Consider the following 12,021-nt stretch of genomic DNA (forward strand, 5'->3'; position numbering starts at 1 on the left):
CGTGCAATGGAATGTCCTCTCATCAAGGGTCACCACTTCACCGTGGTGATGGGAAAGTCGAATCATTTTCAACAACCTTGTCTTATTGCAAATTCGACTTTTACAAATGTATCAAGTTGAGAGGAGGATTACCAGACCTTCGTCGAAACACTTCCCATATCCGCCCATCGGGGCGCGTCAGTACACGACGACGCGGGCGCCCGAGGGGACGTTCGTGTTAATTCACCGGGCATCCTCGATCCGCATGCGGATGCAGTCGTGTGACACATGGCCGCCGAGAGTCCCGTCCTTCACCGAGAGGCTGCCCTGGTGGTACAGGATCGAATGGAAGAGGTAGTCGTCGGAGAACTGCGTCCAGTAGTAGGCGGTATACCCGGAGCCGAAGGAGTACCCGCGCGATCCGATGGAGAAGGAGCCCCTCACCGTCGGAATCGATGCCTTGCCGACGGAGCACGGCCACTCGTGATGCAGTTGCCATCGCCCAGCGTCCACGAGCCGGAATCCGCATGCAACGACTCTTGCCGGGCAGCCCCGGCTCAGCTCGGACGATAGGGGTTGACGACGACGCCCACCTTCTGCAGGTCCTTCACCTCGGAGTACCCGGTCGACGCCATGGTCCGTTTGAGCGCCCCCACGAAATTGAGGGACCCATCGGCCCGTGTCGACGGGCCGTAGAGGATCTGCTCGAGGGTTCCCGTCGTTCCGACGCGGACCCGCTGTCCGCGCGGCATATCGGGGTGCGTCGCCTCCGAGCCCCAGTGCCATCCCCTGCCCGGCGCCTCCTCGGCGCGGGCGAGGGCGGCGCCCAGCATGACGGCATCCGCACCGCAGGCGATCGCCCTCGACAGGTCGCCGGAACGGCCGATGCCGCCATCGGCGATGACGTGCACGTATCGCCCGCCCGACTCATCCATGTAGTCACGCCTGGCCGCCGCGACATCCGCGATCGCCGTCGCCATGGGCGCATGGACCCCGAGGGACTGGCGCGTCGAATGCGCTGCTCCCCCGCCGAAACCCACGAGGACGCCGGCCGCGCCGGTCCTCATGAGGTGCAGGGCAGCGGTATCCGTGCACACCCCTCCGACGACGACGGGAACGTCGAGCTCGTAGATGAAGCGCTTGAGGTTGAGGGGCTCGCGGCGACTCGACACGTGCTCGGCGGACACGGTGGAACCGCGGATCACGAAGAGGTCGACCCCGGCGTCGACGACTGCCCGCCAGTACTGCTGAGTGCGCTGGGGCGAGAGTTTGCCCGCGACGACGACCCCCGCGTCTCTGAGCTGCTTGAGGCGCGCCGTGATGAGGGAGGGTTTGATCGGTTCGGAATAGATGCGCTGGAGCCTCGCGATCGACTCCTCCTCGCCGAGACGGGAGATCTCGTCGAGGATCGGCTCGGGATCCTCGTAGCGGGTCCACAGCCCGTCCAGGTCGAGGACGCCGATCCCGCCGAGCCTGCCGAAGGCGATCGCCGTTTCGGGGCTCATCACCGAATCCATGGGGGCCGCCATGACTGGGATGTCGACGTGATAGGCATCGATCTGCCAGCCGACGTTGACGTCTTTGGGATCACGGGTGCGCCGCGAGGGCACCAGCGCGATGTCATCGAGCGTATAGGCGCGCCTGGCGCGTTTACCCCGGCCGATTTCGACTTCGTCACTCATGGGCCGATCCTACCGGTGATCCGTGGGGACGATGGCGGCTCCGGCTCCGTTTCGCCTCGCGCCGACAGTCGCATCGGGTGATCGCGCGTACGCACATGCCCGCGCGATGGTGGACACTGGTCCTATGACTTCTCCAACGCCGTGGCATGAGCTCCCGTGGATGGGTTTCGATACGGAGACGACGGGAACCGATCCAGCGCGCGACCGTCTCGTGACGGCTGCGCTCGTCCTGCGCCTTGATGGCGCCTCCCCCTCGCGCCCCGATCAGGTCCGCACCTGGCTGGCAGACCCGGGCGTTGAGATCCCCGAGGCCGCGGCCCAGGTCCACGGCATCACCACCGACTATGCGCGCGCCCACGGCGCACCCGTCGAAGGGGTCCTCGATGAATTCGCCTCCGCCCTGGTGGAGCACTGGCGCCGGGGATATCCGGTCGTTGCCTTCAACGCGTCCTACGACCTGACTCTGACGAATGCGGAGCTTCGCCGACACTGCCTCCCCTCCTTCGAGGATCGGCTCGCGGATGCTCCGATGCTCGTCATCGACCCCCTCGTCCTCGACAGGAGATTCGACCGCTTCCGCAAGGGGAAGAAGACGCTGACGCTTATGGCGCCCGTCTACGGAGTCGACGCCTCACCCGATGCTCACACCGCGGAAGTCGACGTGCAGATGACTCTCGACGTCCTAGCCGCCATGTCCTCGCTCTTCACGGATCTGCGCTCGATGTCCGCGCTCGACCTGCACCGATTCCAAATCGACGCGCACCGCGAGTGGGCCGTCGACTTCGAGTCGTATCTGCGCAGGGCCGGACGCGACGCCCATATCGACCCGTCGTGGCCGCAATCCGCCATCGGCTGACGGGACCGCGCGTCATGAGGATGACGCAGGTGCGCGTGCGCCATCCAGTCGTCACTGGACGAGCGCTGTGAATCGACTGCCGTCAGCGGTTGGCGCCCGACGAGTGGTAGTTCGGCGCCTCCGACGTCATCCGCACGTCGTGGGGATGTGATTCGCGCAGGCCCGCCGAGGTGATGCGCACGAAACGGCCCTTCGCCTTGACCTGTTCGATGGTCGAGGCGCCCAGATAGAACATCGTCTGGTGCAGGCCTCCGACGAGCTGGTAGATGACCTGGGCGAGAGAACCCGTGTAAGGCACTTGGCCCTCGATGCCCTCGGGGACGATCTTGTCGTCGCTGGAGACATCGGCCTGAAAGTAGCGGTCCTTCGAGTAGGAGGTGCGCCCGCGCGAACTCATCGCCCCGAGTGAGCCCATGCCGCGGTAGCGCTTGTACTGCTTGCCATTGGTGAAGACGACTTCACCCGGGGATTCCTCGCAGCCCGCCAGGAGCGAGCCCAGCATGACGGTGTCCGCGCCTGCGACGAGGGCCTTTCCGATATCGCCGGAGTACTGCAGGCCGCCATCTGCGATGAGGGGGACGCCGGCCGACCCGCAGGCCTTCGCGGCGAGATGGATCGCGGTGATCTGGGGGACTCCGACGCCCGCGACGACACGGGTCGTGCAGATGGAACCGGGGCCGACGCCGACCTTGACGGCGTCGACTCCCGCGTCGATGAGCGCCCGGGCGCCCTCAGTGGTGGCGACATTGCCGCCGATGACCTCGATGCCGTCGAAAGCGGAATCGGACTTGATGCGGCGGATCATGTCGAGGGCGAGGTGGGCTCCCCCATTCGCGGTGTCGACGACGAGGACGTCGACACCCGCCTCCGCGAGCGCCGTGGCGCGCTCCCACGTGTCCCCCCAGTAACCGACTGCCGCGCCGACGACGAGGCGGCCGCGGTCATCCTTCGTCGCATTGGGGTACTGCTCGGTCTTGACGAAGTCCTTGACGGTGATGAGCCCGGTGAGGTGGTCGTCCTCGTCGACGATGGGCAGCTTTTCGACGCGGTGCTCCGCCAGGAGGGCCTTGGCGTCCTCGCGGGAGATGCCGACGTCGCCGGTGACGAGGCGCTCGCGGGGCGTCATACAGTCGCGGACGGTAAGGGTCGCCCACTCCTTCTCGGGGACGAAACGCAGGTCGCGATTCGTGATGATGCCGAGGAGGGTCCGCTTCTCATCAACGACGGGCAGGCCGGAGACCCGATAGTGACCGCACAGGGCGTCGAGCTGTTCGATCGTGGCATCGGGGCCGACGGTGACGGGGTCTTCCACCATGCCCGATTCGGAGCGCTTGACACGGCGCACCTGCTGGGCCTGCTCCTCGATGGGGAGGTTGCGGTGGAGGATGCCGATGCCGCCCTGGCGCGCCATGGCGATCGCCATGCGGGCTTCGGTGACGGTGTCCATTGCGGCCGACAGGAGCGGCACGCGCAAGGAGATCCTCTTGGTGAGTCGGGACGTGGTATCCACTGTGGAGGGGACGACATCGGTGAGCTCGGGGAGCAGCAGGACGTCGTCGTAGGTCAGTCCGAGGAGGCCGAAGGCATCGGTCGCAGAAAAGTCACCCATGGGGGAAGTGTAGGCGCCGGAGTCCCCCGATTCGGACCGGGCTGCGGTTTTTGAACGGCTTTGGTGGGGTGTCTCACGGGCCCGTTAGAGCAGGTGCGCCGCGGTCCCGATTCTGCTCGCGGTCCTCATCGCGGCGAGTGCCGCAGCGAACCCCGGGGCGAGTCCGATCGACGGCAGGAGCAGCATCTGTGCGACGTGGTAGGCATCGGGCTTACCGTTCCACACGGTATGGGACACCCGCCCCTCGGCGTTGAGTTCGTGGAACCATCGTCCAGGCGCTTCGTGGAGGTATTGGTCCGCCCAGGCGACGTAGCGGGCGAATCTCTCCGACTGGGTCCGCACCCCCTCCTTATCATCGAGTTCTTTGCAGACCCTGCCCAGGGCGAGCACCGCGTTGACCGCTTCACAGGCAACCCAGTGCATGCGCGTGGGCACGACGGTGCGCCCGTCGAAGTCCGTCGTATAGACGAAGCCGCCGCAGCCGTCATCGTCCCAGGCGTCCGCATCCGCGCGATCGACGAGGGCGCGCGCCACATCGACCATCCAGGGCCCTGGCGTGTCGCCAATGGCTACGAGGGCGGCTCGGCCGTGGAGGATGAGCCTTGCCCATTCGAAGCCGTGGCCGGGGGTCGCACCGTAGGGGCGGAACGGGTCGGTGGGGTTGTCGGCGAACATGTCCGGCTGCGCGGTCCAGTCCGGCGCGTAATGCTCAGGCAGGCGCCAGCCGAAAGCGGCCCCCGTTTCGGCGACGAAGCGCATCATTTCGCGAGCGCGATCGAGCCACATGCGTTTCCCGGTCGCATCCCATGCGGCCAGGTACGCCTCCACGGTATGCATGGTGGCGTTGAGGCCGCGATAGGGCTCGCATTCGCTCCAGTCGCGATTCCAGGAGTTCTTAACGCGCCCGACCCCGGGCTCCCACCAGTGCAGGTCCTGATCTTCAAGGGCGATATTGAGCAGGTGCGTACCGCGCTCGTGTCCGGCGAGCGAGGCCGCCGCCGCCGCAAGAATGACGAAGGCGTGCGAATAGGCCTCTTTGCGGGCATTGTCCGCCGGTTGGGCGTGTTCGTCGCGGGTGGCGAGGGCGGAGTGCCATCCGCCGCATTCGTCGTCGAAGAAGGGGCCGGACAGGGAGTCGAGTCCATGCTCGACGAGGTCAAAGACGGAGTCGATGCCGCGCAATTGTGCGAGTGCGAAGACGTAGGTCATACGGCAGGCGATCCACAATTCGACGGGTTTGGACTCGTCGATGACTCCATCCGCGTCAAGTGAGGCGAAACCCGCGGGGCACTTCGACGCCTTTGCGAAGTCGACGAGTGCGCGGAAGTCTTCATCGAATGCGTCATGCAGTGCGGGATCATTCCAGGGCGTTTGCATATCGACTCCCAAGTGCGTCTTCGCGTTCGGTGGTGGCTGGTTCACGTTAGCACTGTTCGCCCTGTGAGTGCGACGAGGCAGTGCGCCGTCGGGGCGGGTATCCGTCCCGATTCAGCGCGCTCCGGCCTCAGCGACGAGGGCGGCGGGGGCGAGGAGGGCGAGGGTCTCTTCAACGCAGGCGGCGGGGGTGCGCACACGGGTCACATGTCCGTCGATGACGATCGGGGTATCCGCCCCGACGAGCATGACCTCACGGTCGAATTCACGGGTGATGACAGAGGTGAAGCGCTCGCAGGAGGCACCGATCCCCATGATGATCGCGAGGTCGACCTCGTTGTCTGCAATATGTCTCTCGAATCGATCCGCCCCGGCGTCCGAGTCGATGCAGTCAGTCATGAGGATCCGCACGTCCAGGCCGTACCACCTGAGGGCGACTCCGATGACGTGGGCGACGAGTTCATGAGCGACATCGGTGAGGACGAGGACCGATGGGGATTGGGAGTCGGCGTCGGGACAGCGGGCGGCAAGAGATTCGAGGATTTCGAGGACCGCCGCGGTGAGCTTGGTCGCCGGGGAGCGGCCGGGCAGATGGCCCGCGTTCGCGCCGTGGAGAGAGTCGAGCGCGGGACTGATGATGCGGCTCCACGAATAGATGAGCCCATGAGCGGAGATCGCCGCATTGAGTGCGTCGACGAGTCGGGGTATCGCGCAAGTCGATGCCGCTTCGATAAGATCCTTGGAGCAGCGGGGCACGGACTGTTCGGCGGTGATCGTAGGGGCTGTGGCAATGATGGAGGCCGCCGCATCGGCAGGACTGACGCCCTGGCGGACGAGGGCGACCATCCTGGAGAGCCTGGCGATGTCTCCCGGCCGGTAGCGCCGGTGAGATCCGGCTTGACGCTCCTGAGGGCCCAGGCCGTATCGGCGTTCCCACGTGCGGATAGTCGAGGGCGAGACCCCGAGCCTCATGGAGACTGCGGTGACGGTGAGCGGGGCCTCGACGGATGATGCACTCAGTGGCGCCCGCGGCATATCGGCTCCTCTCCTACATCTATCGCCATAGCGTTGAACGGCTCCCCGCATTGATTCTCACCCGGTTACGCGCTCGGCGCCACCGGAACGGACAGGATCGTCCATGCACGAGCCGCACACCAACCCACACGAATCTATTCATTAGTTATTCATATGCGTGCACGTAGTTGTTCACATGCGTGCACGCTCAGCTCTCAGGATTTTCACAGCAAAGAGACCTTAGCTGGCACTTTCCTGAGAAGGAGTGAACGGATCTTGAATAAGTAACGCGTAATCTTCTACACTAGTCGAGGTGTCACGGGGACGGACCCCGCCGATCACCGCCGAATGTGAGGAACACATGACTGATGTCTCTCGTCTGCCCGGCCCCGTCTCCGACGCCTGGGAATGGCAGTACGACGGCGCATGCCGCGACTTCGACACCGAGCTGTTCTTCCACCCCGAGGGCGAGCGCGGCTCGACCCGTCGTCGTCGCGCAGCGAATGCAAAGGCGATCTGCGCCACCTGCCCTGTCCTCGCTCAGTGCCGCGAATACGCCCTCGCCGCGCAAGAACCCTACGGGATCTGGGGCGGTATGACGGAAGAAGAGCGCCGCGAGGAGATCCGCTCCTCGACCAGAATCCGTCGAGCATCCTGACGACTTCCACCGGGCGCCGTACTCACGTGCGGCGCCCTTTCCATATCCGTGCCACACTGTGTGCGAACCATTCACACGCCAGAGAGCCCAGACGTGACCACCTCTACTACTTCCACATCCAAGCGCAGCGCCCGTTCGCCGCTCATCGCCGTCCTCTTCGTCATCATCGCCGCGCTACTGCTCACCGTCGGGGTGCTCGTCGCCGACCGGAATCGCCTCCTCGCGCAGATCAACACCCCCGCCCCGGCGCAGGCACAATCCGCTCAGACCGCCGATTCAGCGGAGTTCGCGCCCTCGGAGACCAATGCCGACCTCCTCGCACTGATCCGCGATCAGCCCCGACGCGATGCGAATGATCCGCAGGCGAAGGGCAACGTCGACGCGACCGTGGTCCTCACGCTGTACTCGGACTTCGCCTGCCCCTACTGCACGCTGTTCGCGCAGAGCGTCGAACCCGGACTCGAGGACCTCGTCAAGGAGGGGACGCTGCGCATCGAGTGGCGCGACCTCGCCCAGATCACCGAGACCTCGCCGCTCGCCGCGCAAGCCGGCATCGCCGCCGGCGAACAGGGTAAATTCTGGGAGTTCCACGACGCCCTCTACCATGCGACCGACCCGCAGTCGCACCCCGAGTACTCGCAAGAGTCCCTCATCTCCTTCGCCCGCCAGATCGGCATCACCGACATCGACAGGTTCACTGCGACGATGAACTCCGAGGAGACCGCCGCGACGATTGCGAATGCGAAGACCAGCGCCTATCGCATCGGCATCACGGGCACCCCTTTCATGTTCATCGGCGACTCCTACATCTCCGGCTACCGCGACCTCGACTACGTGCGCGCCACCATCCTCAAACAAGCCGAGTCGGCCCAATGACCCTCGCCCCGCTCGCAGCACTGCTCGGCGGTGCGCTCACACTCTTCGCGCCCTGTTCGGTGATGCTGCTCCCCGCATTCTTCGCATACGCCTTCGCGTCGCGCACGACGCTCGCGGCGCGCACCCTCCTCTTCTGGGCAGGTCTCGTCACCGCCCTCGTCCCCCTGGGCGTACTCGCGGGGACGGCGGGCGCCGTCCTGTCCTCGCACACGGATCTGCTGACGAGGGCCGCCGCAGCGCTCATCATGATCCTCGGCATCGTCCAGGTCTTCGCCGTCGAATTGCCGCGCCCCCGTCTCGTCCGGCGCCCCGCCCCTTCAACGCGCGGCGATGAGCGCGACAGCGCCCACCCCCTGTCGGTCTTCCTGCTCGGCACCACCTACGGTTTCGCAGGCGCGGGATGCGCCGGCCCGATCCTGGGTGCCGTTCTCGTGACGGCCGGGCTCGGCGGCTCCCCGGTGACTGCGGGCGGTCTCATGGTGCTCTACGCGACCGGCATGGCCCTCCCCCTGGGGCTCCTCGCCCTCGTATGGCGGGGCCTGTCGATCTCGGAGCGGTCATGGTTGCGCCCGCGCCCGCTCCGCCTGCTCGGGCGCGACACGACGTGGACGAATGTCCTCTCCGGGAGCCTGTTCGTGATCCTCGGCATGCTCCTCCTCGTCGCAGGGGCGTCGAATCCCCTCGGCTCTCTCATCGGCGCCGAGAGACTCGCCTCGTGGGAGGAATCGATTATGAGGGTGTCGAGCATCGTCCCGTGGTGGGCGCTGCTGGCAGCCGTCGTCTGCATCGGCGTCGCCGTCTTCTTCATCCTCCCCCGCTCCGGGCGCCGCTGATCGGCGCCCCACCACCTGCACCTGGCAGCACCAATCCGAACGCTGCGCACGCCATCGGAACAATCCGCACATGATCCGAACGTCGCACCGTTCGAAAACAGGCCCCAATGCATGGAACGAGGCCGTATCGTTCGGATGCGCGCAACGCGTCCGGGAGACGACAGTGGCTGACACCCGAGGGTGTCGGCCACTGATGCGTCAGTTGAAGCGACTGAGTGTTCAGCGCTCCACGACTGCGAGGACGTCGCGCGCGGACAGGATCTGGAATTCCTGGCCGTCGTACTTCACCTCGGTGCCGCCGTAACGGCTGTAGATGACCACGTCGCCGACCTTCACGTCGACGGGCACGCGATTACCGTTGTCATCGATGCGGCCGGGTCCGACTGCAATGACTTCACCCTCTTGCGGCTTCTCCTTGGCGGTGTCGGGGATGACCAGCCCGGAGGCGGTGGTCTTCTCAGCCTCGACCTGTCGGATGACGACGCGGTCCTCGAGGGGCTTGATGGAGATCGACATTGTCGCTCCCTTTCTTCTCTCAGAAGTTGATCGTCCCTTCCCTGCCGTCGCGGGGGTCAGGTGTGGGACCTGACCGCGGCCATGGCCGCGCTCCACAAAGAAGGATATTCCCCCTTTGGCACTCGAGCAAGCCGAGTGCCAAAGGGGGATCCTTCCCGGCGCACGCCACGACCCCGCCGTTCACAAGGGGGAGCGCACCGGCACCAACCGCACCCGCCCCCCGGGGTGAAGGACCCGATGAACGACACATCATGGCACAATGGCGAAGTGCCGTCATCACTCGCCCCGATCCTCGACTCCCCCGGCTGGGAACTCCTCGAAACCCTTCAGGCCAGAGTCGACGCCGGCGGAGTCGACCTCGCCCTGCTCAATGCGGCGCTGCGCACACAGGGGGCGGCGCCCGAACTGGCAGCGGCGCTGCTGACTCAATTGGACTTGCGCATGCACGCGGCGTCGAAGTTCGGAGACTTCGCCCGCCATATGGTGCTCACGCGCGACGGACTCGAACAGGCGACGCGGCTCATCGTCGCCGCCCGCCACGCGAAGCGCTTCCGCGACGGCGGCGCCACATTCGTCGCGGATCTGGGCTGCGGCATCGGCTCGGATTCCATGGCGATCGCAGGGCTGGGAATGCGGGTCCTCGCCATCGACCGCGACGAGGACGCCGCTGCGGCGGCCGCCGTCAATCTGCGGGCCTTCCCCGATTGCACGGTTCAACTCGGAGACGTGGCCGACATCGACCTCGCTGATCTGACAGCCCGAGGTGTCGACGCGATCTTCGCCGATCCGGCCCGCAGGAGCGGGCGGGCAAAGGGAGGGGCGCGCCTCATGGACCCCGAGTCGTGGTCTCCCCCGCTTTCCCTCGTCCTATCCTGGCGCAGCGCCTTCGACGCGATCGGCATCAAGCTCGCTCCGGGTATCGCCCATAGTGCTCTTCCCGGGGACTGTCACGCCCAGTGGACGAGCGTCGACTCCTCCCTCGTCGAAGCAACCCTGTGGACGCCGCTGCTCGCACCCGAAGGGCCGGGGCGCTCTGCTCTCGTCATTCGTGGCGACGAAGCGCACGTGCTGATCAGCGGGGAGATTGCCTCCGCCGATGCGCCGACTGTGCATGCCGCCACCGGCCCCCTCGGCGCTTTCATCGCAGAGCCCGATGATGCGGTGATCCGCGCGGGACTTGTGAAGGAGCTCGCCGATCGTGTCGACGCCCGCCTCATCTCCGAGCGCATCGCCTACCTCAGCGCCGACGAGCCGACGCCGTCCCCCTTCGCAACCTGGTTCGAGGTTCTCGACGTCACCGCGCTGCGCCCCAAGGCGATCAACCGTGCTCTCCGGGCGTACGACGTCGGCCGCCTCGAAGTGAAGAAGCGGGGCGCAGAAGTCGATCCCGCGCGCCTGCGCGCCTCCCTATCGTTGTCCGGCGCCGATGAGGCGACGCTCATTGCGACGCGCGTCGCGGGGCGCCACCAGGCGGTCCTGGCGCGCAGAGTGTCCTAGGTCGTGTTGCGGGCCCGACGCGCCCGCCGCTCCGAGCGCACGTACTGCCCCTCTTATGCGACGGACACCCTCGTCAGTTCCATCCCCGATTCGGGGGAGAACCCCCAGTCGGACGGGGCGACCCCTGCGCGCACGAGTTCGGATCCGAGCGCCGCGATCTGCGCACCATTGTCCGTGCAGAACCGCAATGGGGGCAGGCGCACCTCAATGCCCTCCGTGCCCGCCCTCTGCTTCAGCAGTGTTCGCAGACGGGAATTCGCGGAGAACCCCCCTCCGACGACAATGGTTGAGCACCCGGTGTCGACGGCGGCACGGACGGCCTTCGCGGTCAAAGAGTCATTCACCGCCTCGGAGAAGCTCGCGCACACGTCCTCGGGAGCGATCGTCTCCCCCCGTTCCTTGGCCCCTTCGATATAGCGGGCGACCGCGGTCTTGAGTCCGGAGAAGGAGAAGTCGTACTTGTAGCGCTCCTTATCCTTCCCCGCTCCCAGGCCACGGGGGAATCGGATCGCTGCGGGATCGCCCGACTGCGAGAGGCGGTCGACATGCGGGCCGCCCGGGTAAGGCAGGTCGAGAAGGCGCCCGACCTTATCGAAAGCCTCCCCCGCGGCATCGTCGAGGGTGCCGCCGAGTTCGACGATGTCGGTGGCGATATCGCGAACGAGGAGGATATTCGAATGGCCGCCGGATACGACGAGGCCGATGAACTTCTCGGGCAGCTTCCCGTCGGCGAGGGCGTCGACGGCGAGGTGCCCGATGACGTGATTGACTCCGTACAGGGGCTTGCCCACAGTCGAGGCGAGCGCTTTCGCGGCGCAGATCCCGACTGTCAGAGAGCCGACGAGGCCGGGGCCCGCCGCCACCGCGATCGCGTCGATAGCGTCGAGGCTCACGCCCGCCTCATCGAGGGCGGCGTCGAGGGTGGGCAGGAATGATTCGAGGTGTGCCCGCGATGCGATTTCGGGGATGATGCCGCCGTATCGGGCGTACTGGTCCATCGACGTGGCGGTGCGGTCGACGAGCAGTTCGCTTCCGCGCACGAGGCCGATGCCGGTCTCATCGCAGGTCGATTCGATGCCGAGGACGAGTGGTTCTTTCACACTGCCAGTGTAGACGCGGCGTCTGGC

12 protein-coding genes are annotated in these 12,021 nt (G+C 66.2%); 5 read left to right on the top strand and 7 right to left on the bottom strand.

What is annotated here, in order from left to right; translation table 11 throughout:
• Positions 1-222: 222 nt before the first annotated feature.
• Positions 223-492 (bottom strand): L,D-transpeptidase, encoded by a 270-nt coding sequence (locus BQ7471_RS03440; RefSeq protein WP_076464216.1) that lies wholly within the window; start codon positions 490-492, stop codon positions 223-225.
• A 44-nt stretch (positions 493-536) separates the two neighbouring features.
• Positions 537-1,661 carry a GuaB3 family IMP dehydrogenase-related protein gene (locus tag BQ7471_RS03445; RefSeq protein WP_076464217.1) on the bottom strand — a complete coding sequence of 375 codons (1,125 nt, stop codon included), beginning with the start codon at positions 1,659-1,661 and terminating at the stop codon, positions 537-539.
• A gap of 124 nt (positions 1,662-1,785) precedes the next feature.
• On the opposite strand from BQ7471_RS03445, the gene BQ7471_RS03450 reads away from it, so the two are divergent.
• Positions 1,786-2,517, top strand: coding sequence for an exonuclease domain-containing protein (locus BQ7471_RS03450; protein ID WP_235821214.1), 732 nt, complete (start codon positions 1,786-1,788; stop codon positions 2,515-2,517).
• A gap of 82 nt (positions 2,518-2,599) precedes the next feature.
• Here BQ7471_RS03450 and guaB read toward each other — a convergent pair whose 3' ends face one another.
• The 3 genes from guaB to BQ7471_RS03465 form a co-directional block, all read right to left on the bottom strand.
• On the bottom strand, positions 2,600-4,126 hold the full coding sequence (guaB, locus tag BQ7471_RS03455) for an IMP dehydrogenase (RefSeq protein WP_076464219.1): 1,527 nt from the start codon (positions 4,124-4,126) through the stop codon (positions 2,600-2,602).
• 84 nt (positions 4,127-4,210) lie between these two features.
• The gene (locus BQ7471_RS03460) at positions 4,211-5,503 is read right to left on the bottom strand and encodes an AGE family epimerase/isomerase (protein WP_076464220.1); all 1,293 of its coding nucleotides are present in this window, start codon (positions 5,501-5,503) and stop codon (positions 4,211-4,213) included.
• A 111-nt stretch (positions 5,504-5,614) separates the two neighbouring features.
• The gene (locus BQ7471_RS03465; protein WP_076464222.1) at positions 5,615-6,535 is read right to left on the bottom strand and encodes a MerR family transcriptional regulator; all 921 of its coding nucleotides are present in this window, start codon (positions 6,533-6,535) and stop codon (positions 5,615-5,617) included.
• Positions 6,536-6,875: 340 nt separating this feature from the next.
• Between BQ7471_RS03465 and BQ7471_RS03470 the strand changes: the two genes are divergently transcribed.
• The 3 genes from BQ7471_RS03470 to BQ7471_RS03480 all read left to right on the top strand — a co-directional run bounded on the left by BQ7471_RS03470 (position 6,876) and on the right by BQ7471_RS03480 (position 8,881).
• Positions 6,876-7,172 (top strand): WhiB family transcriptional regulator, encoded by a 297-nt coding sequence (locus BQ7471_RS03470; protein ID WP_076464223.1) that lies wholly within the window; start codon positions 6,876-6,878, stop codon positions 7,170-7,172.
• Positions 7,173-7,265: 93 nt separating this feature from the next.
• Positions 7,266-8,048, top strand: a complete 783-nt coding sequence (locus BQ7471_RS03475; RefSeq protein WP_076464225.1) for a DsbA family protein — start codon at positions 7,266-7,268, stop codon at positions 8,046-8,048.
• Positions 8,045-8,881, top strand: a complete 837-nt coding sequence (locus BQ7471_RS03480) for a cytochrome c biogenesis CcdA family protein (protein ID WP_076464226.1) — start codon at positions 8,045-8,047, stop codon at positions 8,879-8,881. The genes BQ7471_RS03475 and BQ7471_RS03480 overlap by 4 nt, the downstream gene beginning before the upstream one ends.
• A 219-nt stretch (positions 8,882-9,100) precedes the next feature.
• On the opposite strand, the gene groES is transcribed toward BQ7471_RS03480, so the two are convergent.
• Positions 9,101-9,397 carry a co-chaperone GroES gene (groES, locus tag BQ7471_RS03485; protein WP_076464228.1) on the bottom strand — a complete coding sequence of 99 codons (297 nt, stop codon included), beginning with the start codon at positions 9,395-9,397 and terminating at the stop codon, positions 9,101-9,103.
• A gap of 237 nt (positions 9,398-9,634) precedes the next feature.
• Here groES and BQ7471_RS03490 point away from each other — a divergent pair, with 237 nt between their 5' ends.
• Positions 9,635-10,894, top strand: a complete 1,260-nt coding sequence (locus BQ7471_RS03490; protein WP_076464229.1) for a THUMP-like domain-containing protein — start codon at positions 9,635-9,637, stop codon at positions 10,892-10,894.
• 53 nt (positions 10,895-10,947) lie between these two features.
• On the opposite strand, the gene tsaD is transcribed toward BQ7471_RS03490, so the two are convergent.
• Positions 10,948-11,994 carry a tRNA (adenosine(37)-N6)-threonylcarbamoyltransferase complex transferase subunit TsaD gene (gene tsaD, locus BQ7471_RS03495; RefSeq protein WP_076464433.1) on the bottom strand — a complete coding sequence of 349 codons (1,047 nt, stop codon included), beginning with the start codon at positions 11,992-11,994 and terminating at the stop codon, positions 10,948-10,950.
• Positions 11,995-12,021: the final 27 nt, after the last annotated feature.

The sequence above is a fragment of the Actinomyces mediterranea genome (genome assembly GCF_900155595.1).
Classification (GTDB): Bacteria; Actinomycetota; Actinomycetes; order Actinomycetales; family Actinomycetaceae; genus Pauljensenia; species Pauljensenia mediterranea.

Coding starts and splice junctions, on each gene's coding strand:
- BQ7471_RS03445 (WP_076464217.1), bottom strand. CDS start 1,661: ATGAGTGACGAAGTCGAAATCGGCCGGGGTAAACGCGCCAGGCGCGCC.
- groES (WP_076464228.1), bottom strand. CDS start 9,397: ATGTCGATCTCCATCAAGCCCCTCGAGGACCGCGTCGTCATCCGACAG.
- BQ7471_RS03465 (WP_076464222.1), bottom strand. CDS start 6,535: ATGCCGCGGGCGCCACTGAGTGCATCATCCGTCGAGGCCCCGCTCACC.
- BQ7471_RS03490 (WP_076464229.1), top strand. CDS start 9,635: ATGAACGACACATCATGGCACAATGGCGAAGTGCCGTCATCACTCGCC.
- guaB (WP_076464219.1), bottom strand. CDS start 4,126: ATGGGTGACTTTTCTGCGACCGATGCCTTCGGCCTCCTCGGACTGACC.
- BQ7471_RS03480 (WP_076464226.1), top strand. CDS start 8,045: ATGACCCTCGCCCCGCTCGCAGCACTGCTCGGCGGTGCGCTCACACTC.
- BQ7471_RS03450 (WP_235821214.1), top strand. CDS start 1,786: ATGACTTCTCCAACGCCGTGGCATGAGCTCCCGTGGATGGGTTTCGAT.
- BQ7471_RS03470 (WP_076464223.1), top strand. CDS start 6,876: ATGACTGATGTCTCTCGTCTGCCCGGCCCCGTCTCCGACGCCTGGGAA.
- BQ7471_RS03460 (WP_076464220.1), bottom strand. CDS start 5,503: ATGCAAACGCCCTGGAATGATCCCGCACTGCATGACGCATTCGATGAA.